General features: G+C 73.2%; 23 protein-coding genes. 5 read left to right on the forward strand and 18 right to left on the reverse strand.

The annotated features are described in order from the left end of the window. Positions 1–129: 129 nt before the first annotated feature. Both ACWCHM_RS14490 and ACWCHM_RS14495 read left to right on the forward strand, forming a co-directional pair. Positions 130–489: an effector-associated constant component EACC1 gene (locus ACWCHM_RS14490; RefSeq protein WP_204961069.1), complete on the forward strand. Its 360-nt coding sequence runs from the start codon at positions 130–132 to the stop codon at positions 487–489. Continuing rightward, positions 486–5,297, forward strand: a complete 4,812-nt coding sequence (locus ACWCHM_RS14495; protein ID WP_454222736.1) for a hypothetical protein — start codon at positions 486–488, stop codon at positions 5,295–5,297. The genes ACWCHM_RS14490 and ACWCHM_RS14495 overlap by 4 nt, the downstream gene beginning before the upstream one ends. A gap of 25 nt (positions 5,298–5,322) precedes the next feature. On the opposite strand, the gene ACWCHM_RS14500 is transcribed toward ACWCHM_RS14495, so the two are convergent. From ACWCHM_RS14500 to ACWCHM_RS14525, 6 genes are all read right to left on the reverse strand, one after another. Continuing rightward, complete coding sequence (locus ACWCHM_RS14500) at positions 5,323–6,207, reverse strand: sulfite exporter TauE/SafE family protein (protein ID WP_454222737.1); 885 nt, start codon at positions 6,205–6,207, stop codon at positions 5,323–5,325. Beyond that, positions 6,204–6,803, reverse strand: a complete 600-nt coding sequence (locus tag ACWCHM_RS14505) for a rhodanese-like domain-containing protein (RefSeq protein WP_454222738.1) — start codon at positions 6,801–6,803, stop codon at positions 6,204–6,206. Before ACWCHM_RS14505 ends, ACWCHM_RS14500 begins: the two co-directional genes overlap by 4 nt. A gap of 38 nt (positions 6,804–6,841) precedes the next feature. Next, a complete protein-coding gene (locus ACWCHM_RS14510) occupies positions 6,842–8,242 on the reverse strand; it encodes a rhodanese-like domain-containing protein (protein WP_454222739.1) in 1,401 nt (466 codons plus the stop codon). A gap of 126 nt (positions 8,243–8,368) precedes the next feature. Further along, positions 8,369–8,638, reverse strand: coding sequence for a metal-sensitive transcriptional regulator (locus ACWCHM_RS14515; RefSeq protein WP_204926517.1), 270 nt, complete (start codon positions 8,636–8,638; stop codon positions 8,369–8,371). A gap of 112 nt (positions 8,639–8,750) precedes the next feature. Continuing rightward, positions 8,751–9,020, reverse strand: a complete 270-nt coding sequence (locus tag ACWCHM_RS14520; RefSeq protein WP_204961064.1) for a GlsB/YeaQ/YmgE family stress response membrane protein — start codon at positions 9,018–9,020, stop codon at positions 8,751–8,753. A 102-nt stretch (positions 9,021–9,122) separates the two neighbouring features. Further along, entirely contained in the window at positions 9,123–9,917 is a 795-nt protein-coding gene (locus ACWCHM_RS14525; protein ID WP_204961063.1) for a dienelactone hydrolase family protein, read from the reverse strand. Positions 9,918–10,123: 206 nt separating this feature from the next. Between ACWCHM_RS14525 and ACWCHM_RS14530 the strand changes: the two genes are divergently transcribed. The 3 genes from ACWCHM_RS14530 (at position 10,124) to ACWCHM_RS14540 (ending at position 12,596) form a co-directional block, all read left to right on the forward strand. Beyond that, entirely contained in the window at positions 10,124–10,864 is a 741-nt protein-coding gene (locus ACWCHM_RS14530; RefSeq protein ID WP_454222740.1) for an SDR family oxidoreductase, read from the forward strand. A gap of 62 nt (positions 10,865–10,926) precedes the next feature. Next, complete coding sequence (locus ACWCHM_RS14535) at positions 10,927–11,832, forward strand: RNA polymerase sigma-70 factor (protein WP_454222741.1); 906 nt, start codon at positions 10,927–10,929, stop codon at positions 11,830–11,832. Between the two features lie 104 nt (positions 11,833–11,936). Next, complete coding sequence (locus ACWCHM_RS14540) at positions 11,937–12,596, forward strand: HNH endonuclease family protein (RefSeq protein ID WP_204961060.1); 660 nt, start codon at positions 11,937–11,939, stop codon at positions 12,594–12,596. Between the two features lie 11 nt (positions 12,597–12,607). On the opposite strand, the gene ACWCHM_RS14545 is transcribed toward ACWCHM_RS14540, so the two are convergent. From ACWCHM_RS14545 to ACWCHM_RS14600, 12 genes are all read right to left on the reverse strand, one after another. After that, positions 12,608–13,369, reverse strand: coding sequence for an SDR family NAD(P)-dependent oxidoreductase (locus ACWCHM_RS14545; protein ID WP_281898263.1), 762 nt, complete (start codon positions 13,367–13,369; stop codon positions 12,608–12,610). Positions 13,370–13,475: 106 nt separating this feature from the next. Beyond that, positions 13,476–14,144, reverse strand: a complete 669-nt coding sequence (gene npdG, locus ACWCHM_RS14550) for an NADPH-dependent F420 reductase (protein ID WP_204961152.1) — start codon at positions 14,142–14,144, stop codon at positions 13,476–13,478. A gap of 306 nt (positions 14,145–14,450) precedes the next feature. Beyond that, complete coding sequence (locus tag ACWCHM_RS14555) at positions 14,451–14,786, reverse strand: VOC family protein (protein WP_204961058.1); 336 nt, start codon at positions 14,784–14,786, stop codon at positions 14,451–14,453. Next, positions 14,783–15,766, reverse strand: coding sequence for an LLM class flavin-dependent oxidoreductase (locus tag ACWCHM_RS14560; protein ID WP_454222742.1), 984 nt, complete (start codon positions 15,764–15,766; stop codon positions 14,783–14,785). Before ACWCHM_RS14560 ends, ACWCHM_RS14555 begins: the two co-directional genes overlap by 4 nt. A gap of 8 nt (positions 15,767–15,774) precedes the next feature. Next, positions 15,775–16,746, reverse strand: a complete 972-nt coding sequence (locus ACWCHM_RS14565; protein WP_204961056.1) for an enoyl-CoA hydratase/isomerase family protein — start codon at positions 16,744–16,746, stop codon at positions 15,775–15,777. A 15-nt stretch (positions 16,747–16,761) separates the two neighbouring features. Then, positions 16,762–17,757 carry an LLM class flavin-dependent oxidoreductase gene (locus ACWCHM_RS14570; protein ID WP_204961055.1) on the reverse strand — a complete coding sequence of 332 codons (996 nt, stop codon included), beginning with the start codon at positions 17,755–17,757 and terminating at the stop codon, positions 16,762–16,764. Continuing rightward, a complete protein-coding gene (locus ACWCHM_RS14575) occupies positions 17,754–19,337 on the reverse strand; it encodes a class I adenylate-forming enzyme family protein (RefSeq protein WP_454222744.1) in 1,584 nt (527 codons plus the stop codon). The genes ACWCHM_RS14570 and ACWCHM_RS14575 overlap by 4 nt, the downstream gene beginning before the upstream one ends. After that, on the reverse strand, positions 19,334–20,335 hold the full coding sequence (locus ACWCHM_RS14580; protein WP_454222745.1) for an LLM class flavin-dependent oxidoreductase: 1,002 nt from the start codon (positions 20,333–20,335) through the stop codon (positions 19,334–19,336). Before ACWCHM_RS14580 ends, ACWCHM_RS14575 begins: the two co-directional genes overlap by 4 nt. Continuing rightward, positions 20,332–21,423, reverse strand: coding sequence for an LLM class flavin-dependent oxidoreductase (locus ACWCHM_RS14585; protein ID WP_204961052.1), 1,092 nt, complete (start codon positions 21,421–21,423; stop codon positions 20,332–20,334). Before ACWCHM_RS14585 ends, ACWCHM_RS14580 begins: the two co-directional genes overlap by 4 nt. Positions 21,424–21,497: 74 nt before the next feature. Beyond that, a complete protein-coding gene (locus tag ACWCHM_RS14590) occupies positions 21,498–22,526 on the reverse strand; it encodes an acyl-CoA dehydrogenase (RefSeq protein WP_204961051.1) in 1,029 nt (342 codons plus the stop codon). Between the two features lie 13 nt (positions 22,527–22,539). Further along, entirely contained in the window at positions 22,540–23,691 is a 1,152-nt protein-coding gene (locus ACWCHM_RS14595; protein ID WP_204961050.1) for an acyl-CoA dehydrogenase family protein, read from the reverse strand. A gap of 33 nt (positions 23,692–23,724) precedes the next feature. Then, a complete protein-coding gene (locus tag ACWCHM_RS14600) occupies positions 23,725–25,272 on the reverse strand; it encodes an AMP-binding protein (RefSeq protein WP_204961049.1) in 1,548 nt (515 codons plus the stop codon). Between the last annotated feature and the right edge of the window lie 48 nt (positions 25,273–25,320).

A 25,320-nucleotide genomic window follows, 5' to 3' on the forward strand; every position in this document is an offset into this window, starting at 1 on the left:
CGCGCAATTCACACCGGACTCGGTCGTGGCGGTGGTCCGACATGGACGGTCGGCGGGACTGTGTCGACAGGACGACAGGAGAGCGTCCCGCGGCTGACACCGCGTGACGGCATGGGCCATGATGACGGCATGCGTCTGATCTTCTCGGTCTCGGACTCCGACGAGTCGCCGGTGCACGACCTTCGCGACGAGTTGGTGGCCGACCCGGAGCTGCGCGACGCCCGGGTCCGGCTGATCCACCGCGCACCCGAGCCGGGCACCCTCGGGGCCGCCGAGGTGCTGGAGTTCATCGGCCAGGACGTGCTGCTGCCCGTGGTGATCCAGGCGGTGTACGACTGGTACCAGGCCCGGCGCGGCGCCCGGCGCGGCGGCGACACCACCGTCACGGTGACCCTCACCGACAGCCCGGACGGCACCCGGGAGGTGAAGATCGAGGCCAGCGGCTCGGCCGAGGACGTCGTCGCGGTGCTCAAGCAGGGCCTGCGGTGACCGCTGCGCACCAACCACGGTTCGATCCGGCCCAGTCCCGTGCCGTCCTGCTGGGGGTCAGCTCCTACGCCCATCTGGGGCTGACCGTCCCGGCCGCCGGGGACAACCTCACGGCCCTGGCCGAGGCGTTCGCCGATCCCGCCGTCTGGGGGCTGCCGAAGCGGCGGATCGCCGTGGTGCCCGACCCCACGGCCGACGACCTGGCCGGGTACGTCGAGGACGGGGCCCGGCTCGTCGGCCGCGACGGCGTGCTGGTGGTCTACTTCGCCGGTCACGCCGTCCTGGCGGGCCGGTCGCTACGGCTCCTTCCCCACGAGGCTGCGGACACCTCCGGCAAGGAGTTCCCGGTGGAGAGTTTCGTGGCGGCGGCCAGGGGCACCGACGCCCAGCGGTGCCTGCTGATCCTCGACTGCTGCCACGCGGGCAACGCCAGCCTGGTCCTGCCGTCGGAGGCGCTGCACCTCGACGAGGACCGTGGCTGGCAGCTGATGGCGGCCGTCCGCAGTGGGCCGGCGCTCGACGCCGGCCCGGACGAGCTGCACACCCCGTTCACCCGGGCCCTGCTGGAGGTCTTCGGGCGCGGCCGGGCGGACGCGCCCGAGTGGCTGAGCCCGACGGAGGTGCTGCGGGAGGCCGGGGAACTCCTGGCCGGCGAAGGCTTTCCGCCGCCGGCCCGCAGCCCGGTCGAGTTCGACCGGGGCTGGGTGCGTAACCCCGCGTGGCGTCCGCCGCAGCGGCGTGCGGTGCCGTTCCCCCGCCGGCCCGCCGGCTCCCCCACCGACCACGGCGAGCGGGCCGGCTTCGAGAGCGCCTGGCCGGACCGGCAGCTGCCGTTCGCCGGCCGGGTCCCGGAACTGGTCCGGGGCGGGGCCAGCCTGCGCCTGCCACAGGGGGCGGTGCTGCCGGTCGTCGGGCCCCGGCACGCCGGCAAGCGGTACTTCGTCGACGAGGTGCTGGCCCGCTTCGCCGAGGAGGCCGGGCAGCTCGACGAGGTGGCACTGCTGCGGCTGGACATCCCCAACAGCAGCGCGCCCGAGCCGGTGCTCGGGGCGCTCGCCCGGGAACTCGACGTCACCATCGACGACGTCACCGACTACGGCATGGACTACGCCGAGGCGGTCCGGACGACCCTGGTCGAGGAGTTGCAGCGGCAGCTGCACCGCCGACGGCTGATCCTGTTCGTCGAGGGTTCCCGGTTGGGCACCCGGCCGGGGGCGGTCCGGGCGCAGCTCGACCGGCTGCTGGAGCTGTCCGTGTTCGACCGGGCGCTGGTCATCATCGCCACCCGGGCGGAGGTCCACGTCAGCGGCGACAACCGGTTGCGCTACCTGCCGGTGATCCAGCTGCGGGAACTCAGTGAGGACGAGGCCACCGCACTGGTCGACCAGGTGCTCGCCGACCCGCTGTACGGCGGCGGCCTGACCATCGCCGGGCTCGCCGAGGGCCGGCTCTGGACGGAGCTGGACGACAAGCTGGTCCGGCTGCCCGGGGTGCTGCACAACGGCATCGACGAACTCGCCAACGACGTGCTGAACAAGCGCATCGAGCAGCCGGGCGTCGAACACCTCATCGACGCGCTGCTGCGCCGTTCGGCCGCCACGGTCGGTGCCGGCCTGCGCGACGTGGACTGCTTCGCGCTGTGGACCGGCGTCGACGGCAAGCGGGGCCGGCCCGGTGCGCTGGCCGTGCTGACCGCCTGGGCGATCACCGACGGGCTGTGGATGTCCGCCGAACTGCTCGAAACGATGGGCTGCGGGCTCACCCCGCAGGCCACCCACCACCTGGTCGAGGCGCGCATCCTCACCCAGCAGGAGCACGACGGCGTCCTCTGGCACGACCTGGGCCGGTCGGCCCGGCACGCGCTGAGCAACGCGTTGACCGCCACCCTGCGCGGCAGCGGCGGCGACAACGTCTACGGGCGGGCACTCGTCGATGGTGCCGAACTCACCCCCGACCAGCTCGACGAGCCGGTGGCCGAGGCGATGTTCGCACTGGTCATGGCGATGCTGCGGCAACGGCAACGCCACCCGGACAACTCCGACCGGCACGTCCTGAAGGGCGTCGACCGGGCGATCGGCTGCCTCGACGAGGCGGTGGTGGCCGGATACCCCCGGCTGCGGGAGACGCTGACCAAGCTCGCCGCCGCGCACTCTGGCGACGCGGCGTTCAGCCCGGTGCTGCTGGAGGCCACGGCCGTCGCGGCAACCGACGGGCCGGTCACCACCCCGACCGACGCCGTCGCGCCGCCGGTCGAGGTGGACGTCCCCGCCGCCCGGCCGGTCCGGGCCAGCGGCTACCCGGTGGTCGCCGGTGCCGCCCGGCTCAACCAGGCGATGCGGGCCACCGGGCAGAGCCAGCAGGTGCGCGAGGCGTTCGTGGCCGCCGCCGACGCGGTGGCGGAGGCGATCGGGCAGGCCGACCGGGACGCGCTGTCGCACCGGCTGCTGAAGTCGATCGACACCGCGCTGTTCATCGGTGGCCGCCGGTTGCGGGCGGGGACGAGCCTGCTGCCGGCCCGGGAGCAGGCCGCGCCGGTGCTGGCCGACTGCGCCCGGGTGGCCGGCGGCAACCGCCCGGATCTGATCACCGTGGCGATCTCCTGGCTGCTGAACACCGTCGACCTCCAGCTCACCTCGGGCCGGGTGCCGGCCGCGCGGGCCGCGCTGGGCACCGCGTTCGAGCTGTTCGGGCTGATGCCCGAGCCGGTCACCCTGCGGGACCGGTTCGCGGTGTTGCAGATGCGCCACCGGCTGCTGTGCGGTCGCGCCCGGGGGGAGCGCACCCTGGCGGAACGGGTGGCGACGCTGACCGAGGCGACGGCGGCGGTCAGCGAGGGGTTGGCCCTGTCCGGGTCGGACAGCGACCGGGGACTGTGGAGCATGCGGCTGTGCGGCGTGGCGACGCTGCTCGTCGCCGAACAGCCCACCTTCGCCGACCAGGAGGCGACGGGCCGGCGGGTGGTCGAGGAGCTGACGACGGCCTGGGGTTCGCCGGCCCGCTGGCCCGGCGACACCCGGATGTACGTGTGGCGGCTGCTGCACGCCGTGCACCGCAGCGACCCGGACGTGGTCAGCCAGCTGGAGGCCGCCCGACGGACGATGGCCCTGGTGCTGACCGACGGCGAGTTCCCGCTGTTCCCCGGGATCGAGGCGGAGGTGCACCTGTTCGTCGCGCACTGCCTGCGTCGCAACAACAGGTTCGCCGAGGCGACGACCGAGGCCGAGGTCGCGCTGGAGTGCGCGAAGCGGGCCCACGAGGACCGGCCGAGCGCCCGGTCGCTGCTGCGGGAGCTGCGTATCCAGCGGGAGCTGGGCGGCTGGCGGGCCGAGATCGACGCGTCCCCGCGCGGCGGTGACGCCCCCCGGACCCGACCCCGCGACCAGAAACTGCTGCGCCGGATCAAGGAGGTGCAGAACTGGCTGGCCGAACAGGAGCACACCACCTGGCACCACGCGGTGCTCGACCTGTGGTGCCACCGGGCCCGGTGGAGCAGCGAGGGTAACCTGCTGGCCGCGGCCACCCCGGAGGGCGTGGAGCGCCTGGAGCGCAGGAAGCGGCTGCGGCCGGAGGATCTGGTCGACATCCGCCGGGTCTACCGGCTCCGCCGGGACAAGCTCGACGGGCACCTGCGCCGGTTCAGCCACTCGATCGAGCTGCTCCAGATGGAGGTGGGACTGGAGCGGCAGTACCGGCGCTGGCTGGGGGTGGGCGAGCAGCAGCCTGACGAGCAGGGGGTGCACCGGCGTAACGACGTCGACAACAGCACGGTCTGGGAGCTGATCCGGGCCGCCGAGCAGCGCTGGCCGGACCATCCGGGGGTGCTGGAGGTCCGGGCGGAGTTCCACCGCTACATCTGGGAGTACCGGCAGGCGATCGAGACGTACCGGCGGCTGATCGTGACCGCGTCGGACGGTCGGGGACGGTTGCGGTACGGGCTGGCCATGGTCGAGGCCATCGTCGGGTACGCCCACTTCGGCTGGCCGCGTAACGATCCCGACCCGCGTCCGCTGCTGCTGGAGGCGGGCGACCTGCTCGCCGCCGAGGAGCGGGAGGGTCCGCTGCTGGAGCAGTTGGTGATCCTGCGGACCCGGGTCGACCTGGAACTGAACCGGGAGATCGCCTGGAGCGACGTCGAGAACGTCGCCACCGAGATCATGAGCAACGGCGGCTACACCGAGGGTGTCGCGCGGATGCTCAACCGGCGGCGCAGCGGCGACGCCGTGGTCACCAGCCTGGCCGACCGGGGGGTGTGGCGGATCGCCGAGGGCAGCGAGTTCGCCGACCAGCTCAGCCGGGTCTTCGACCCCACGCCCCGGGTGCGTCCGCCGGCCGACCGGGAGGTCACCGACGAGTCCCACTCGACGATCGCCGACCTCCTCCGGGAGAACTTCACCGAGGTGCAGCTCCTGCGCGGTCTCGGTGCGGTCTACCTGCGGATGGCGGAGCTGCGGCGGGACCCCGAGAAGGCGGTGAAGGCGTTCCACTTCTTCGACGGGTGCCGGGTGTTCCAGCAGGTCCACCTGGCCGGTCGGGTCACCCCGGTCACCATGTTCCTGATGGCCCGCGCGATCCTGCTGGCCGCCGAGCTGACCTCCGCGGCCGATCCGATCGCCGAGCCGTGCCCGTGGGAGGGCCACAGCTGGCTGGAGTACGCCGAACGGCTGCTCCAGGCGAGCAAGGACCAGTCGGTGGGCGAGTTCGGCAAGCAGTGCAGCCACTTCCGCAAGGAGACCAGCAAACTGCTGCGTACCGTCCAGGCCCGGCAGGGCATGGAGAAGCTGGCCAACCTGCGTCGCCGCCCCCGGTGACCGCGCCGCAGGCCCGGCCGGGTGGTCAGTCGGCGGGGCGGGGCGCTGCCCGACCGGCCCCGGACGGGGCACGTCGGGCACAGGCCAGCGCGGCGAGCGCCGCGCCGGCCGCGAGGCCGGCCAGGCCGGTCCACAGCGCCGGGTCGGCCCGAACCTCGCCGGGTAGTTGCCGGACCAGCACGAAACCACCCATCACCAGCACGAACCAGCCGAACGACCGACCCAGGACCTCGGCCGGCACCCGGCCGGTGAGCCGCCCGCCGAGCAGGCTGCCGAGCACGGCGGCGGCCGTGACGGCGAGCGCCAGCGGCCAGTGGATGTCGACGGTCCAGAGGTAGCCGGCGAGACCCGCGAACGACTTCATCGCGATCACCACCAGCGAGGTGCCGATGGCGACCGGCACCGGCAGGCCGCCCAGCAGCGCCAGCGCGGGCACCACCAGGAACCCGCCGCCGGCCCCGACGAGTCCGGTGGCCAGCCCGACCACCGCCCCGTCGGCGAGCACCCGGGCCAGAGGCAGCCCGTGCGGCCCGGTCCCCCCGGCGACCCGTCGGCCGCGGATCATGGCGACGGCGGTGGCCAGCATCAGCACCGCGAATCCGGTGAGCAGGAGCGTCGGCGGGAGGTGGCCGGCCAGCCGCCCACCGACGTACGCCCCGGCCATGCCGGCGAGGCCGAACACCAACCCGGTACGCCAGCGGACCCGGTGTGCCCGGGCGTGCGGCAGCACCCCGACGAGGCTGGTGACGCCGACGACGAGCAGCGAGGTGGCGATCGCCTCCCGTACCGGCAGGTCGGCGACGTAGACCAGCAGCGGCACGGCCAGGATGGAACCGCCACCGCCGAGCAGGCCGAGGCTGACCCCGATCAGCACGGCCAGCCCGACGGTCAACGGCAGGGTGGCGCTCACCCCTGCCGTCCGGTGTCACCGCGTAGCTGGGCGACGACACCGTCCAGGTCGCATCCGACGCCCCGGTTGTAGGGCAGCCGGCCCAGCAGCATGCCCATGGCGCAGGTGTCGGTGAGGGCGGCAACGGTGAGCCCGCCGCCGATCAGCGCGGCGACCCACTTCAGTCCCGGCACCAGCACCGAGCCGAGGACGCTGACCAGCACGATCGACCCGGCGACGAGGCGTACCTGCCGTTCCAGGTCCCAGCGGGGGGTGCCCCGCCGGACGGGTGCCGACGTCTTCTCCCAGGCGAGCATGCCGCCGTCGAGGACCCGCAGGTGGGGCAGGCCGGCGGTGGCGAGCGCCCGGCCGGCCTGGCCGGCCCGTGCGCCGGAGCGGCAGATCAGCACCACCTCCTCGTCGAGGTGTCGCCGCAGCTCCTCGCGGTGTTCGCGGAGCAGGTCGAGCGGGACGTTGTAGGCGCCGGGGATGTGTGCGGTCGCGAACTCGGCCGGGGTGCGGACGTCCAGCAGCCGGGGTGCCCGGCCGGCGTCGACCAGGGCACGCAGGGTCTCGGCGTCGACGGTGGCCGTGCGGGTGGGGTCGGTACGGTCCATCTCTCCTCGTTTCGGGTCCGCCGTGGCGGGTGGGGATGTCAGGCGGGGGTGGTGAGGGTGAGGCCGGCGGGCGCGGCCCGGTCGAACCGGTCGTCGACGACGACCACCGTCCGGCCGGCGTTGGCCAGCAGGGACGCGGCGGCGCTGGCCCGGTAGCCGGAGCCGCAGTGCACCCAGATCACCCCGGTGGGGATCTCGGCGAGCCGGGCCCGCAGGTCGGGCAGGGGGACGTGCACGGCGTCGGTGAGGTGCCCGGCCGTCCACTCGTTGGTCATCCGCACGTCGAGGACGACCTGCGGGGCGGGCAGTCCGGCGGGCGGGTTCCCGGCGCGGGCGGCGGCCAGGGCCGCGAAGTCGGCGGTGGGCTGCTCGCGGAGCTGGCCGGGGTCGGCGGCCCACCGTTCGGGGCCGCCGGTGGCCTGGGCGGCGGGCCGGTCGATGCCGATGCGGGCCAGTTCCCGCTGGGCCTCGGCGATCTGTTCCGGGGTCTCGGCGAGCAGGGTGAGCGGGGCGCCCCAGTCGATCAGCCAGCCGAGCCAGGTGGACATCGGCCCGTCGAGGCCGAGGCTGACCGTGCCGGCGAGGTGCGCGGCGGCGTACGCCTTGCGGTGCCGCAGGTCGACCACCCACTGCCCGGCGGCGATCCGCTCACGCAGTTGACCGGCGTCGGCGCGGGTGACCGGGGTGAGGTCGATCGGCGCAGGGCCGGCGGCGTTGGTGGCCCCCATGTGCGCGTAGTACGCGGGGTAGGCGTCCAGGCCGGCGAGGATGTCGGTGACGAAGTCGGCGGCGGCGAGCCGGAGCACCGGGTTTACCTGCCGCTCCCGGCCGATGGTGGAGTCGGGGGCGTCGGACTGGGTGGCGGAGCAGAAGCTGCCGAAGCCGTGGGTGGGCCAGACCTGGGTGCCGTCGGGCAGCAGGTCGGCCAGCCGCCGGGCGGAGGCGTACTGGTGGTGGGCGAGTTCGTGGGCGTGCTGCTGGCCGAGCAGGTCGGTGCGGCCGGTGGTGCCGAAGAGCAGGGAGCCGCCGGTGAAGACCCCGACCGCCTGCCAGCCGCCGTCGGTGGCGGCGTCCAGGACGTAGGACAGGTGGTGGAAGGTGTGGCCGGGGGTGGCGACCACCCGCAGTCGCAGGGTGTCCGACACGGGCACCTCGTCGCCGTCGTCGACCGGGGTGCGGGGGAAGTCGACCTGGTCGGCGGCGGCCACCAGGTATTCGGCGCCGGTGAGCCGGGCGAGTTCCCGGCCGCCGGAGACGTAGTCGTTGTGCAGGTGGGTCTCCACCACGTGGGTGATCCGGACGTCGTGCTGGCCGGCCAGGCGCAGGACGCGGTCGACGTCGCGTTGCGGGTCGACCACGACCGCGACCCGGCCGTCGGTGGCCAGGTAGCTGCGGTCGCCGAGGGAGGACGTGCTGAGCACCGTCACGTCAACAGTCATGACAAACCTCTCTTTCTGCTTATACCCCAGGGGGTATGTAACGGACAGACGGGTGTTCGTGTTCCGAGGTACGGAGTACCCGCCCGGAGCGCGCTCAGGCGGGCCGGGCGGGACGCCGTTCGCGGGTCAGGCCAGCGCCAGGAAGAGCTTCTCCAGCTCGGCCTCGGTCATCTCGGGGGTCTCGCCGCGCCCGCGCGCCGCGTCGCAGTGCCGCATCCCGGAGGCGATGATCTTGAAGCCGGCCCGGTCGATGGCCTTGGAGACCGCCGCCAGCTGGGTCAACGCCTCCCGGCAGTCCTCGCCGTTCTCCATCATCTCGATCACGGCGTTGAGCTGACCCCGGGCCCGCTTGAGCCGGGTCAGCGCGTCGCCGGTCATCTCCGGTCGCAGTTTCACGGTGCACCTCCTGCCGCCAACATACCCCCGGGGGTACCTGGACCGCCACCCGGCGCAACGGCCGCGTCGGCCCGCCCCGGGGAGAGGGCGGGCCGACGCGAGGGGGTGCGGGTCAGTGCCGACGTCGGCCGTACGTGCCGGCGAGAACAGCCACGCCGACGGCCGCGAAGGCCACCTGGAGGAACAGCTCGATCCAGTCGATGCCCGGGGTGTCGTCCACCCCGAACGCGCCGGCGAGCAGGGTACCGAGGATCGCCGCCACCACGCCGATGGCCAGGGTGAGCAGGATCGAGATCTTCTGCTTCCCGGGCACCACGAGGCGACCCAGGGCACCGATGATCAGACCGATGATGATGGCGGTAAAGAAGCCCTGTACTTCCACGTGTGTCGTCCCTCCACGAGTCGCTGTCGACCTGGACTCTGCCCCCGGCGGGCGGGCGGTGAAACCACGGCGGGACGCTGCGGGCCGAATGTCACGCGACTGTCATACGCTCGCATGGGGACCGTCATCCGACCGCCGCGCCGACCCCCGGAAGGTCCGGTCCAGCAGGTCGAACAACGCCGTCCAGTGCCGCTCGGCGGCCCCCTCGTCGTACATCGCGGTGTCGGCCATCGTGAAGCCGTGCGGGGCACCGACGTACACCTCGGAGCGGTAGGCGACCCCGGCGGCGTCGAGCGCCGCCTCCAACGTCGCGATCTGGTCGGCGGTCATCGAGTCGTCCCGGTCGGCGTGGGCGAAGTACAGCTCACCGGTGACCGCGCCGACGCCCCGGTGCGGGCTGTCCGGCTCGTCGGTGACGACCCGTCCGGCGTGGAAGCTGGCCAGCGCCGCGATCCGGTCCGGGTGCGCCTCGATCGCGCGCAGCGCGTTGGTGCCACCCATGCAGTACCCGACGATCGCCGCCGGCCCGTCCGCGACGTCGTCACGGGCGGCGAGGAAGTCCAGATAGGCCCCGGCGTCCCGGGCCACCAACTCCGGGGTGAGCGCCATGATCAGCGGCACGATCCGGCCGAACAACTCGCCGCGCCGCTGCGGGTCGGCCAGGTCGGCGAGGTCGACGCGCGGCATCGGGCCGGTGCGGTGGAACAGGTTCGGCACCAGCACCAGGTAACCCCGCGCGGCGATCCGCTCGGCCATCTCGGCGAGCCGGGGACGCAGCCCGAAGGCGTCCATGAAGAACAGCACCGCCGGGAACGGCCCGTCCCCGTCCGGCCGGGCCAGGTACGCCTCCGCCGCGCCGTCGCTGGTCGGAACCTCCACCGTCGTCGTGCCCGCCATGGTGTCTCCTCACCCGGGTGCCGGCGCACCCACCGCGGGAACGCTACCCGCTGCCGCGGCCACCGGCGGACCGTGACCCGGCCACCCCACCGGGCCGCCGCCCCGCTCCCGGCCCGCCACGACGCCTGTCACGGATCACCGGTCCCGTCGGTCGTAGAGGTACGGGGCGGCGCGACCGCCAGGGACGGACAGGGAGTGGATCGACCATGAAGATCGTCGTCATCGGGGGCAGCGGACTCATCGGCAGCAGGCTGGTGGCGCTGCTCGGGCAGCAGGGCCACGAGGCGGTGGCCGCCTCGCCACGGACCGGGGTCGACGCGCTCACCGGCGCGGGCGTGGCCGAGGCGCTCGACGGCGCGGACGTCGTGGTGGACGTGTCGAACTCCCCGTCGTTCGAGGCGGACGCCGTGCTGGCGTTCTTCGGGACGTCCACCCGGACCCTGCTGGAGGCAGCGGCGAAGGCCGGCGTACGGCACCACGTGGCGCTGTCGATCGTCGGCGTCGACCGCATCCCCGACAGCGGGTACATGCGGGCCAAGGTGGCCCAGGAGGCGCTGATCGCCGCCGCGGGCGTCCCCTGGACGGTGCTGCGCGCCACCCAGTTCTTCGAGTTCGTGCCGGCCATCGTCGAGTCGTCAGTGGTGGACGGGGAGGTACGGCTGCCGTCGGCGCTGATCCAGCCGGTCGCCGCCGACGACGTGGTGACGGTGCTGGCCGAGATCGCCCTCGACACGCCTGCCGACGGGATCGTGGAGCTGGCCGGACCCGAACGGTTCCGCCTGGACGAGCTGGGCCGGGCGACGCTGACCGCCGCCGGTGACCCCCGCCCGGTGGTCAGCGACCCGCAGGGGCGCTACTTCGGGGCGCTGCTGGCCGAGCAGGCGCTGGTTCCGCTCGGCGACGCCCGCACCGGCGGCACCCGGCTGGCGCAGTGGCGCGGACGCTGACCCGGCGCGGGGGGCCGGCGGGTGCCGCCGCGCCCCCGCGCCGCACCCCCTACCGTGGGTGCATGACGACCGGGTCCGGGGCCGCCGCCGACGCGCCGGCGGCCGTCGCGCCGGCCGACCTGACCGCGTTCCTCGACGTACGGCCGAGACTGTTCGGGCTGGCCTACCGGATGCTGGGCAGCGTCGTCGAGGCCGAGGACGTGGTGCAGGAGGTGTGGCTGCGCTGGCAGCGCGCCGACCGCAGCGGGGTACGCAACCCGGCGGCCTTCCTCACCACCACGACCACCCGGCTGGCGGTGAACGCGGCCACCTCCGCCCGCGCCACCCGGGAGACGTACGTGGGGCCGTGGCTGCCCGAACCGGTCGCCACCGACGCCGATCCGACCCTGGGCGCGGAACGGGCGGCGGCCCTGGACGTCGCGGTCCTGCTGCTGCTGGAGCGGCTGACCCCCGCCGAGCGGGCCGCGTACGTGCTGCGTGAGGCGTTCGACTACCCGTACCGGGAGATCGCCGAGGTGCTCGGCACGTCGGAGCCGAACGCGCGGCAGCTGGCCACCCGGGCCCGGCGGCACCTCGCCGTCGAAGGCCCCGCGCCCGCCGCGCCGCAGCACCGTCGGCGGTTGGCGCAGGCGTTGCTCGGCGCGGCCCGCGACGGCGACCTGGCCACCCTGGAGCGGCTGCTCACCGCCGACGTGGTGGCCCGCTCCGACGGCGGTGGCCGGGTGCACGCGGCCCGCCGGGACGTGTGCGGGCCGGCCCGGGTGACGAACTTCCTGGACAACGTGCGGCGCAAGTACTGGCGGGGCACGACGGTCGGCCTGGTCCAGGTCAACGGCGGCCCGGGGGTGCTGGTCGCCGCCGACCGGCCGGTCACCCTGATCACCCTGGACACCTCGGTACGGGGCATCGAACGGCTGCTGCTGGTGGTCAACCCGGACAAGCTGGCTCGGCTGCCGACCCGCCGCTGACCGGCGAGTTCGGCCACCGTTCACACCGGGCCCACTGGACCGTTCCTTCGACTTCCGTCTATACATGGGGCAACGGAGCCCGCATCTGACCGGACGGAGCACCCATGAACCGACACCTGCGCGCCGCCGCGACCATCCCCGCCGCGGTCCTCGCCGCCACGCTCGGCCTCGCCCACCCCGCCGAGGCCGCCGGCTACTCCGCCCCGCTGACCACCGCCGTCGCCGACCTTCCCGTCGCCACCGAGATCCGTACCGGATACAGCCGTGACCTCTTCCCGCACTGGATCGACGCCGACGGCGACGGCTGCAACACCCGCAACGAGGTGTTGCTCGCCGAGGCGGTCAGCGCGCCCACCGTCACCGGCACCTGCACGCTGAGCGGGGGACGCTGGTACTCCTACTACGACAACGCCTACTGGACCGCCACCGGTGACCTCGACATCGACCACATGGTGCCGTTGGCCGAGGCATGGGACTCCGGCGCGCGTACCTGGACCACCAGCCGCCGCCAGGCGTACGCCAACGACCTCGGCGACAGCCGCCCGCTGGCCGCCGTCACCGACAACGTCAACCAGGCCAAGAGCGACCAGGACCCGGCCACCTGGCTGCCGCCGTACGCCGCCGCCCGGTGCCGGTACGTCAACGAGTGGGTGGCCACCAAGACCCGGTGGCGGCTCACCGTCGACAGCGCCGAGAAGAGCGCCCTGACCAGCCTGGCCGGTGGCTGCCCCAACGCCACCATCTCGGTCACCTACGCCTACTGACCCCCGTACGGTCAGCGGGGCGTCATCCGCAGCGCCCCGTCGAGCCGGACCACCTCGCCGTTGAGGTAGTCGTTGCCGACGACGGCGAGCACGAGCGCGGCGTACTCGCCGGGGTCGCCGAGACGGGCCGGGAACGGCACCCCGGCGGCGAGCCCGGCCCGGTACTGCGCCGACACGGTCTGCATCATCGGGGTCAGCATGATGCCGGGCGCGATCGTCATGACCCGGATGCCGTGCGGGGCGAGGTCCCGGGCGGCGGGCAGGGTGAGGCCGACGACGCCGCCCTTGGACGACGCATACGCCGCCTGACCGACCTGCCCCTCGAACGCGGCGACCGAGGCGGTGTTGACGATCACGCCCCGCTGGCCGTGCCCGTCCGGGGTGGTCTGCGCGATCCGCTCGGCGGCCAGGGTCAGCACGGTGAACGTGCCGACCAGGTTGACCCGCACCACGCGGGCGTACAGGTCAAGGTCGTGCACGCCGCGTCGGCCGAGGATGCGCTGTGACGGGGCGATCCCGGCGCAGTTCACCACCGTCCGCAGGGGCACGTCGCCGTCGGCCGCCCGGTCGACGGCCGCCCGCACCGACACCGGATCGCACACGTCGACGTCGACCAGCCGTACCCCGGACGGGGTGTCGCCGGCCGCCGCGATGGCCGGCCCGAGGTCGAAGCCGTGCACGGTGGCACCGGCGGCGGCCAGCGCGGCGGCGGTCGCCGCGCCCAGCCCGGATGCGGCGCCGGTGACGATGGCGGTGGTACGGGCGAGATCCATGGATGCTCCTTCGTGCCGGGGCGGGGTCTGCTGCCGGTGACAGCGCGGCTTCGGCCGGGGACGGGTCTTCGGCCGGGGGCGGCGGGTCTTCGGCCGGGGGGCGGGGTCAGACGTCGGTGACGCGCAGGCCCGCGTGGGCCCGGTAGCGCCGGTTGACCGAGATCAGGTTGGCGGTGAACGCCTCGACCTGGTGGGCGTTGCGCAGCCGGCCGCCGTAGACGCCCCGTACACCGGGAATGGCGGCGGCGAGGTCCCGGACCAGGTCGGTGGCCTCGCGGTCGTCGCCGAGCACCAGCACGTCGGTGTCCACCCGGTCGAGGTCCGGGTCCTCCAGATGCACGGCCGAGACGTGGTGGAACGCGGCGACGACCCGCGACCCGGTGAGGATCGCGGCGGCCTGCTGGGCGGCGGAGCCCTCCGCGACGGGCAGCGCGTAGGCACCCTGCTTGTCGAAGCCCAACGGGTTCACGCAGTCCACGACGATCTTCCCGGCCAGCGCCGGGGCGAGCGTGGCGAGCAGTTCGGCGTGCCCCTCCCAGGGCACCGCGACCACCACGATGTCGGCCTGCCCGGCGGCATCGGCGTTCGACCCGCCCCGGACCCGGCCGGGCAACCCGGCCGCCGTCCGCGCGGCCCGCTCGGCGTCCCGCGACCCGAGTACGACGTCCAGCCCGGCCGCCCCGAACCGCCGCGCCAACCCCCGCCCCTGCGGCCCCGTCCCGCCGAGCACACCGACGGTGAGGCCCCGCAGTTCGTCACTCACACTCACATCGATCTCCTTCTCGTACCTCTCCGACCGCCCGTGCCCTCCCCTGCCCTCCGTACCAGCCGCCCCGCCCCCTCCCGCCCCCGTGCCCTGCCGGCCCCTTGCCCGCTCTCCGTGTCCTACCCCCGCCGCTGCGTGAGGTGGAGGTGCTGTCCCGGCTCGCTTCGGTGATCAAGAGGTTTGCGTCAGATGATCAAGAGGTTTGCGTCATCGTGGAGATCACTCCTGACGCTTTTCTCTTGATCACCGGGGTGGGGTGGGGGTGGGTGAGGGGGTGGGGTGGGGTGGGGTGGGGGTGGGGTGGGGGGTGGGGGGTCAGGGGTGGGGTTGGTAGAGGGTCAGGGGGTTGCCGGTGGGGTCGGTGATCAGGGCCCGGCGTTCGTGCGGGCCGGTGGTCGGGGTGGTGGCGGTGACGCCTACGGCGGCCAGTTGGGCGAGGCAGGCGTCGAGGTCGTCGACCTGGATGCTGAGCACGGTGCGGCCGGCGACGGGTTGCTGGCCGGCGTCGGCGAGGCCGATGGTGACCGTGCCGTCGGTGACGGCGGCGTAGCGGTCGCCGTCGCGGAACCGCACCGTCAGCCCGAGCGCGGTGTAGAAGGCGAGTTGGGCGTCCAGGTCGTCGGCGGGGACGATCACGTGACCGATCCTCATGGCCGGAACCTCGGCATCACCTCGCGGGCGAACCGCTCGACGATCTCGATGGACCGTTCGATCGGCAGGCCGAGCCACTGGGCGCGGAAGACGAAATGGTTGAAGCCGGCGTCGGCGAAATCCTGAATCTTGGCGGCGATGTCGTCGGGCGAGCCGAAGAAGAGCGCCTTCTCCTTGATCGCGTCCCACTGCGACTCGAAGAAGTCCATGCCGTACTGGACGTACTCGCCGTAGGAGCGTTTCACCTGTTCCCCGGCGACGGCGAACGCGGCGTCGGCGGAGTCGGCCACGCACAGGTCCCGGTGGATCGGGAAGACCGCCTCCCGTTCGTCGAAGCCGGCGGCCCGCCGCTGCTCGCGGTAGTCGGCCAGGTTGCCCACGGCCCAGTTACGGCGCACGTTGGACGGGGCCAGCCAGGGCAGCCCCTGCCGGGCGATCCGGGCGATGCCGGTCGGGCCGTTGGCACCCACCCACACCGGCGGGTGCGGGCGCTGCACCGGCAGTACGCTGCACCGCACCCCGTCCAGGGTGAAGTGCTTGCCCTCGTGGTGCACCGGCTCCCCGGTCCACAGCTGCTGCATCACCGCGAGCGCCTCGTTCATCCGGGACACCCGGGTCCGCCGTTCGATGCCGAACGACGTGAACTCGACGTCGCGGTAGCCCGAGCCGATGCCCAGGACGAACCGGCCGCCGGACATCTGGTCGATGGTGGCGATCTCCTCGGCCCAGTGCACCGGGTGGCCCAGCGGCAGGATGAGGATGCCGGTGCCGAGCTGCATCGTCCCGGAGTGGTCGATGAGCCGGCTCAGCAGCGGCAGCGGCTGCGGGGTGCGCAGCGACGACAGGTAGTGGTGGATGCCGAAGACCGAGTCGTAGCCCAGGTCACGGACGTGCTGGACGTACTCGACGGTCTCCCCGATGCGCCGGCCCAGGTCGTCGCCGGGGGCGTACTGGTGGTCGAGCAGGATGCCGAACCTCACGCCGTCGCCTACTCTTCCCGCGACCGGCTGTCGCTGAGCCGGAAGTACGGGGCGACCAGCCGGTCCCGGTCGGCCAGCGCCTGCCCGATGCCCTTCTCCCGGCGTTCCTTGAGGAAGTTCCAGTCGCCGTCGGCGAAGCTGACGTTGGTGGCCCAGCCGTGCCCGACCCAGCCGGTCATCGCCCCGAGGCCCTTGCCGCGCGCCTCCATCACCACCTGCATCATCGACTTGCCCATCATCAGCGAGTCCAGCGGCATCACCGCGATCGCGTCGGCGTAGTCGTCGACCCACTTCTGGAGTTCGTCACGCGGGACGACCTTGGTGACCAGGCCCTTGCGTTCACCCTCCTCCGCGCCGATCGCCCGCATGGTGAGCATGACGTCCTTCATCGTGGTCAGGCCGACCTTCTCGATCCAGTGGTACATGTCCTGCGGCGCGGGCCCCAGGTAGCGGAACGCCGGGTGGGTGAACCGGGCGTCCGGGGAGGCGATGACGATGTCGGCCGACAGCGCGATCTGGAAGTGCCCGCCGTAGCAGTAGCCCTGCACCTGGCAGATGGTCGCCTTGAGCGATTCGATGATCGGCCGGGTGAAGCCGGAGCTGAGCACGTTGCGGTCGGGCAGGATGCGCTGCCGCTGCGCCGGACGACGCCGGGACGCCTTGTCGGTGCCGGTCTTGTAGCCGATGTAGTGCCCGAGTTCGGCGGCGTCGGCACCGGTGCCGAAGTGCTCCCCCTCCCCGGTGAACACGATGACCTTGACCCGGTCGTCGGTCTCCGCCTCCTTCACCAGGTCACCGACCCGTTCGAAGGCGGCCACCGGGATGGCGTTGAGCCGCTCCGGACGGTCGAAGGTGATGGTGGCGACGGCCCGTTCCTCGTCGACGTGGTAGCGGACGTACTTGGCGAGGACCTCGGGGTCGACCTCCATGTTCTCGACGTCCCACTGGTTCTCCAGCAGTTCGGCTTCGGTCTTCTTCACGGCGAATTCCTTAGGTCAGGTGGTGGTACGGAAGGCGGGGATCACCTCGGCGGCGAACAGCCGCAGCGAGGCGCGGAGCTTCTCGGTGGGCATGCCCAGCCACCCGGGCCGGAAGATGAGATGGTCGAACCCGAGGTCCCGCAGGGCGGAGATCCGCTCGACGAGGAACTCGGGTGAACCCAGCAGCAGCGTGTTACGGACCAGCTCGTCGAACCGGTCCCGCTGCCAGCGCAGCGCCGGATACTCGGCGTACGTCGAGTACTCGACCCGGGCGTGCGGCAGCGCCTCCGCGACGGCCTGTTCGGTGCTCGGCGCGCAGTACAGCTCCACGCCCACGGGACGCTGCACCGTCGCCGGGTCCCGCCCGTACTCGGCCAACGCCTCGTTGTAGACGGCCAGGTGCTCGGGCAGGAACCGGCGGCTCGGCGAGTTGCCCGGCGCGTACCAGGCGTCGCCGAGCCGGGCGGCCCGACGGACCGCCTTCTTGCCACCCGCGCCGACCCAGATCGGTGGCCCGCCCGGGGTCAGCGGCGGGATGCCGATGGTGGCGTCGACCTGCGGGTAGAACTCCCCGTCGTGGGTGACCGGCTTCCCGGTCCACAGCGCCCGGATCAGCCGCAGGCTCTCGTCGAAGCGGCGGAACCGGCTCTCCGGGTCGACGCCGAAGGCGGCGAACTCGTTCTCCCGGTAGCCGGCACCGACGCCGAGGATCACCCGCCCGCCGGAGAGGTGGTCCAGGGTGGCGAACTCCTCGGCGACGTGCACCGGGTGGAACATCGGCAGCAGCAGGATGCCGGTGCCGAGCAGCATGTCCCCCGAACGCGGGATCAGGCTCGCCAGCATCGAGATCGGCTGCGGGGTGGCCAGGTTGGACTGGAAGTGGTTGATCGTCCAGACCGAGTCGTAGCCCAGTTCGGCGGCCAGCTCGACGGTGCCGAACAGGTCGTCGAGGTGCCTACCGAGGTCGTCGCCGGGCGGGTACTGGTGCGACGCCATGATGCCGAACCTCATCGTCCTCCGCCTCCCTGCGATGGGGCCGCCACCCGGCTGAGCTTGCCGGTGGCGCTGCGTTCCAGCGCCGGCACGAACTCGATCCGCCGGGGGGCCTTGAAGTGGGCCAGCCGTTCCCGGGCGTACGCGACGAGCCGCGCGGCGAGGTCGGTGTCGTCGACCGTGTCGTCGGCGGCGCGGACCACCAGCGCCACCGGGATCTCGCCCAGCCGGTCGTCCGGCCGGCCGAGCACCCGGACGTCGCGCACCAGCGGATGGGTCCGCAGTTCGTCCTCGATCTCCTCGGGCCAGACCTGGAAACCACCGCACTTGATCATGTCCCGCTTGCGGCCCACCAGGAAGAGCACCCCGTCGGGGTCGACGTAGCCCATGTCGCCGGTGTGCACCCAGCCGTCGCGGACCAGCTCGGCCGAGGCGGCGGCGTCGTCGACGTACCCCCGGGTCAGGGCGGAGCGGACCACCACCTCGCCCTGCGCGCCGGTCGGCAGCGCGGCCCCGGCGTCGTCGCGGATCTCCAGCTCGACGCCCGGGTAGACCCGGCCGGCCGAGCCGGGCTTCCACCGGCCGGCCCTCATGTCCCGGCCGGTCCAGCCGGCGATGTGCCCGGCCTCGGTCGAGCCGTAGTTGACCAGGATCGGCACCCGGTAGCGCTCCTCGAAGGCCCGCCGCACCGGCCAGGAGATCGCCTGCCCGGCCACCAGCACCGACCTGACCCCGGCGAACGGCAGGTCCCGTTCGGCGTGCACGATGTCGTAGACCATGGTGGGCAGCAGGAACAGGTTGTCGAAGCCGAAGCGGGGCATCAGGTCGGCGAGCCGGTCGACGCCGAACCGTTCCCAGACCACCGCCGGCCGGCCGACGAAGTACGCGAACAGCAGCGCGTGCTGGCCGCCGCTGTGGAACAGCGGCAGGGCGATCAGGTTGGGGCGGGCGTCGCGGGCGGCGCTGCCCTCGGCCTCGGTGCCGGTGGTGACCCGGGCCAGCCGGATCAGCGACTCCCGCGTCCCGCCGTGGGTGACGCTGACCGCCTTCGGCCGCCCGGTCGTGCCACCGGTGAACAGGATGCACGCCTCGGCCTCCGGCCCCACGTCGACGCCGGTGACCCGGGTCTCCTGCCGCCACGGCAGTTCGGGCACGTCGGTCAACGCCGCCGTGACGGACCGGACCGGGACGGCGGTGGCGTCAGCTACGCCGTTCCCGTCGGGGTCGGACCGGGCGGCGAGGAACGCGGCGACCACGTCGGGCCGGCGGTCGTCGACCAGCAGCAGCCGGGGCGCGGTCTTGGCCACCGACTCGGCCAGTTCGGCGGCGTTGTAGAGGCTGCTGACGGTGACCGGCACCGCGCCGATCTTCCAGGCCCCGAAGAGCAGGAAGACGATCTCGGGGCCGTTGGTCAGGTAACAGGCGACCCGGTCACCGGGGCCGACGCCCTCGGCCCGCAGCGCGGCGGCGACGCCCCCGGCGAGCAGGTCGATCTGGTCGAACGTCCAGGACCGGCCGTCCTCGCCGTACAGGCCGGGCAGGTCGCCCCGGTCGGCGCACCGGCCCTCCAGAATGCCGACCAGGCTGCCGGCGCTCACCGGGTCACCCCGGGTGCGGTCGCGGCGACCCTCGGAATGACCTCCGCGCCGAAGCGGGCGAGCTGTTCCATCGCCTCGTCCTGGCCCGCGCCGACGAACTGGTGGCGCAGCGACACCTCGGTGATGCCCAGTTCGGTCTCCCAGCGGAGCAGCTTGGCCACGATCTCGTCGGCCGAGCCGACCAGGCAGTCCTCGGCCAGATAGCGGTCGAGATCGAGGGACTGCGCGTCGTCCCAGGACCGGTAGCCGGCGTACTGGCGTTGCAGGTGCGGGCGGACGGCCGCGACCGCCGCCGGGTAGCTGTCGCCGAGGTACGCCTCACGGCTCATCGGGTACTCCCGGTCGAGGGAGAAGCCACGCTCGCCCAGGTCGGCCCGGTAGATCCCGAGTAGCCTGGCCAGCTCGGCGTCGTCGCCCTTGGGTCCGATCAGCCAGGGGGCGTCCAGCCGGGCGGCGCGGCGGACGGCCGGCTCGGCGAACGCGCCGATCCACAGCGGCGGGCCGCCGGGCTGGGCCGGGCGCAGTGCCAGGGACGCGCCGGGAGCCTCGCCCCAGCTGCCGGCGACGTCGACCGTCTCGCCGTTCCACAGGGCGCGCAGGATCGGCACGTACTCCCGCAGCCGGCGCAGCCGGTCCTCCCAGGCGACGCCGAACGCGGTGGTCTCACGCTTGCGGTAGCCGGCGCCGATGCCGACGGTCAGCCGGCCCCCGCACAGCACGTCGAGGGAGGCCAGGTCCTCGGCGAGGGCGACCGGGTTCAGCAGCGGGGCCAGCAGGACGCCGAACCCGATCCGGACCCGCGAGGTGGCGTGGGCGAGGTAGCCGGCCAGCGGGACGGGTTGGACGAACGCCGACCGGGCCAGGTAGTGGTGGCCGAGGTAGACGGCGTGGAAGCCGGCCGCCTCGGCGGCGGCCGCCTGGGCCAGTACGCCGTCGATGCCCTCGGCGGCGGACGCCGACGGATCGAACTGGGCGCTCAGGAAGCAGCTGATCTTCACCCGAGGACCGCCTCGGCGGTGGGCACCCGCCCGGCGGCGCGGTCCTGGGCCCGGAAGTGCGGGATGACCTTGTCGGCGAACTCCTCCATGGAGCGCAGCGCGGCGGCCCGGTCCAGCGACGGGATCCGCAGCCAGCCGATGTAGTGGTTGATGCCGAGCTGGTCGCGCAGCATCTCGATGGTCTCGATGACGCGCTCGGCCGAGCCGAAGTTGCCGCCGTGGGTCAGGGTCTGCTCCAGGGTGAGCAGTTCGATGTTCTTGGCGACGGCCGCGTAGTAGGCGCGTTCCTGGGCGATGGCGTCCTCCGAGCCGGGGATGACCTTGCCGACAGACTTGTAGTAGTTCATGGCCGCCTGGGCTGCCGCGCGCAGTCCCTCGTCGCCGTCGCCGCACCAGACCTGCTGCATGAACGGCAGGTCGTAGGTGGACAGGTCGAAGCCGTTGTCCCGCATGCTCTGCCGGTAGAGGTCGAAGTTCTTCTGCATGATTCCCAACGGCGTGAAGTTCGGTGAGGTGATGATCGACTCGCCGACCGCGCCGCGTTCCCGGAAGCTCTCCGGGGAGACCGTGCCCTGCAGGATGGGCGGCCCGCCGGGGGTGAACGGCCGGGGGTAGGTGGTGACGTTGTCGTAGTGGAAGATCTCGCCGTGGTAGGAGAAGTTCTCCTGCGACAGCGCGAGCCGCAGGATCTCCAGGGTTTCCTGGTAGCGCTGCTTCGACTCCTCCAGCGGCACGCCGAAGCCGGCGAACTCGGCGGGCTGGTAGCCGCGGCCGACGCCGATCGAGACCCGGCCGCCGCTGAGCACGTCGAGGGCGGCGATGTCCTCGGCCAGGCGCAGCGGGTGGTGCAGCGGGAGGACCAGGACGGCGGTGCCGATGGTGATCCGGCGGGTCCGCTCGGCGACGGCCATGCCGAAGTTCACCGGGCTGCCGAGGATGCCGTACTTCGAGAAGTGGTGCTCGGCGAGCCAGACCGAGTCGAAGCCCAGCTCGTCGGCCAGCTGGATCTCTTCGAGGGTTTCTCGGAGCACCTGATGGTCCGATGCGCCGTCGGCCACCGGGAACAGGTTCATGATTCCGAACTTCACGGCCTTCTCCTCATTTATTCCGACCAGCCGGTATGTTACTGCTCCGGGTTGGCACCCGGCAAGACTTCCGCAGGTCAGCCCCGCGTGGCCCGACGTGCCCGGATGCGCAGCTCGCCGGCCCGCCGCCGGTGCCACGACCCCCGCCCGCAGCGGGCGTCGAGCACGAACGCGCGACGCAGGAACAGGTGCGGGTCCGCCTCCATCGTGATGCCCATCCCGCCGTGCACCTGGATGCACCGCTCGGCGGCGAACACCGCCGCCTGTCCGGCCGCCGCCTTCGCCGCGTGCACCTGGACCCCGGCGTCCGGGCGTCCGGTGTCGACCGCCCACGCCGCGTACAGGGTCAGGTCCCAGGCCGCCTTGCGGGCGGTGGCCGCCTCGGCCAGCGGGAACGCTACCCCCTGGAACGACCCGATCACCCGGCCGAACTGGCGGCGGGTGCGGGCCTGCTCGGCGGCCAGGTCGATCGCCCCCTGCGCCACCCCGCACAGCTCGGCCGCCACCACCAGCGCCGCCCGCAGCGGCCCGGCACCGGACGGCTGGGGCCGCTCGGGCGCGGCCAGCGTCAGGTCCGCCAGCGGCACCGACGGGTCCAGCGACTGCCGCGCGGTGATCCGGACCGGGTCGGCGAACCAGACCCCGGCCGGGCCGAGCGCGACGACGCCGTCGGCCTGCGCCGCGTACGGCACCAGGGTGCGTACCAGCGGGTCCACCGACGCCGTGTCGGCCCAGCCGGAGTTGCCCGGCACGTCGACCGCCGTGGTGAGCACCCGGCGGCCGTCGAGCACCTCCTCGGGCAGCGGCCCGCGCCGCCCGTCGCCGCAGAGCAGCTGCACGGCCGCCGCGTGCGCCGGGAACCGGCTGGGCACCAGCCGCCCGCCGAGCGCCTCGACCGCGACCAGCAGGTCGATCAGGCCCGACCCGATGCCACCGGCCGACTCGGGCACCCCGAGCAACCCGAAGTCACGCAGCAGCGGCCCGTCCCCCGCCGGGGCCCGCCAGCCGCCCGACCACGCCGCGCGGGCCGTGCCCCGGTCGGCGTCCGCGAGCGCGCCCACGGTCCGGCCGATGTCCTGCTGTTCCTGGGTGAATGTCGCGCGCACCGGACCACCTCGCTCAGCGGGAGCGGGGCAGGCGCAACACCCGCTCCGCGAGAATCGACTTCTGGACTTCCTCCGTGCCGCCCTCGATGGTGTGGGCGCGGGCCCGCAGGTAGCGGCGCATCCGGGCGGCGGCGCCGGCGCCGTCGACCAGCACCCCGCCGGCCTCGTCGAGCTGCACGGCGAGCCGGTTGGCGTTCTGCACCACCCGGGCCCACAGGCTCTTGAGCGCCGAGGTCTCCGGGCCCGGCACCCCGCCGGCCCGGCTCTCGCCGAGCATCCGCATCGACCCGATCCGGACCGCCTCGGCGTCGCACTGCAACGCGCCCACCGCGTCGACGAACGCGCTGTCGTCGGCGACGCCCCGCTCGACCGCGACGTCGATCAGCCGGTCGACCGCCTGCCGGGCCCAGACCCACAGGTTCAGCGCCATGCTGCCGCGCTCGAACGCGAGCGTGGTGAGCGCGACGGTCCAGCCGTTGCCGACCCCGCCGAGCACGTCGTCGTCGGCGACGAACACGTCGTCGAGGAACATCTCGTTGAACTCGGTGTCCCCGTTGATCATCACCAGCGACCGGACGGTGAACCCGTCCATCGGGGCGAGGAAGTAGGTGATCCCCTGGTGCTTCGGCGCGGCCGGATCGGTACGGGCCAGCAGCAGGCAGCGCGAGGCGTTGTGCGCATTCGACGTCCAGATCTTGGCCCCGTTGATCCGCCAGCCCCCGTCGACCCGGGTCGCCGCCGTGGTCAGGCTGGCCAGGTCCGACCCGGAGCCGGGCTCGCTGAAGCCCTGGCACCAGTACTCGTCGCCGCGCAGGATGCCGGGCAGGTGCCGGGCCTGCTGGGCGTCGGTGCCGTGCGCGATGATCGTCGGCCCGGCCAGCATCATGCCCACCCCGTTGAGCGGGTACGGCGCGCCGCGTACCGCGGCCTCCTCGTTGAAGACGGCCTGGGCCAACGCGTCCATCCCCCGGCCGCCGTGCGCGACCGGCCAGGACAGTCCGGCCCAGTTGCCGGCGCAGAGCCGATCCTGCCACACCCGGGACCAGTGCTCCCGCTCGTCCTGGGTCAGCTCCTCCTGGTCGGGCACGTCGGCCAGCGCCCCGTCGAGCCATCCGCCGACCTCGCGCCGGAACGCCAGGTCGGTGTCGCTGTCAGCGAAGTCCATGCCCACCCCCCTGTGGGTCGTCGGTGTCGCCGGTCATGCGCTGGCCTCCTCGGCGGGCACGAGCCGGGCCTTGTAGAGCTTGCCGTTCGGGTCGCGGGGCAGCGCGTCGCGCACCACGTAGGACTGCGGGCGCTTCGGCTTGGCCAACCGCCCGGTGAGGTACCGGCGCAACTGCGCGACGGCCGTGTCCGGGTCGGGCGCGGTGCCGGTGAGCACGACGTGCGCCTGGGGCACCTCACCGAACTCCGGGTCGGGCACCCCGACGACCCCGACGTCGGCAACCCAGTCGTGGCCGATCAGCGCCGCCTCGATCTCGGCAGGGTAGACGTTGACCCCGCCGACCAGGATCAACTCGGCGGCGCGGCCGGTGATGTAGAGGAACCCGTCGGCGTCGACGTGCCCGACGTCCCAGACGGTCAGCAGGCCGTCGCGACGCGCGCCGTCGGTCTTGCCGGGGTCGTTGTGGTACTCGACCCGGTCGTCGCCCTGGCGCATGTAGACGATGCCGGTCTGCCCGACGGGCACCTCGTTGCCCAGCTCGTCGAGGATGCGCAGGGTGGAGATCGAGGCCGGCCGGCCCACCGTGCCGGGGTGGGCGAGCCACTCGTGCGGGCGTGCGATGGTGGTGCCGACCTCGGTCGAGCCGTAGTACTCGTAGACCACCGGGCCGAACCAGTCGAGGATGCGCTGCTTGACCTCGCGCGGGCAGGGCGCCGCGCCGTGCAGCACGTAGCGCAGCGACGAGACGTCGTAGCGCTCGCGCACCGCCTCGGGCAGTTGCAGCAGCCGGTAGAAGTGGGTCGGCACCATGCTGGTGCCGGTGACCCGGCACTGCTGGACCCGGCGCAGGAAGCCCTCCGGCGTCCAGCCGTCCATCAGCACCATGGTGCCGCCGGCGTGCAGCGCGCCCATCGCCGGGGTGATGTTGGCGGAGTGGTACATCGGGGCCGACACCAGCCAGGACGCGAACGCGTCGCGTTCCATGCCGAACTCGCGGAACAGCCAGACGTAGGTCAGCGCGCCGGTGTCCGCGTCGACGCCGCTGAGTGGGCGCTTGACCCCCTTGGGCCGGCCGGTGGTGCCGGAGGTGTACATCATCAGTGAGCCGGCCGGGGTCTGCGCCGGGCTGGTGGCGGGCATGTCGGCGGTGAGCGCCGACAGCGGCCGGGCCCGGTCGGTGCGGGGCGTGCCGTCGACGAAGACCTGGATGTCGGGCACGTCCGCGGCGGCGTCCACCACCACGTCCTGCACCCGCTCGGAGCCGACCACCACCTTCGCGGCGCTGTCGGCCAGGATGTAGCCGATCTCGGGCGCGGTGAGGTGGTAGTTGAGGGTCACCAGGTAGAGCCCGGACTGCATCGCCGCGAGATAGAGCGCGACCAGGCCGGGGCTGTTGGTCAGCACCGCCGCGACGGTGTCGCCGGGCCGCAGGCCCGCGTGGCTACGCAACCCGTGCGAGATCCGGTTCACCTCGGCGAACAGGTCACCGTAGGAGATCCGCCGGTCGTCGGCGGTCACGATCGCGCACAGCTCCGGTTCCGCGGCTGCCCACAGCCGGAACCCGGTCCGCTCGTCGCTCATCGAACTCCTTGAGCTAGATTCCGACCATCCGGTATGTTGATGTCCCAC

Source organism: Micromonospora sp. SCSIO 07396, from assembly GCF_053667945.1.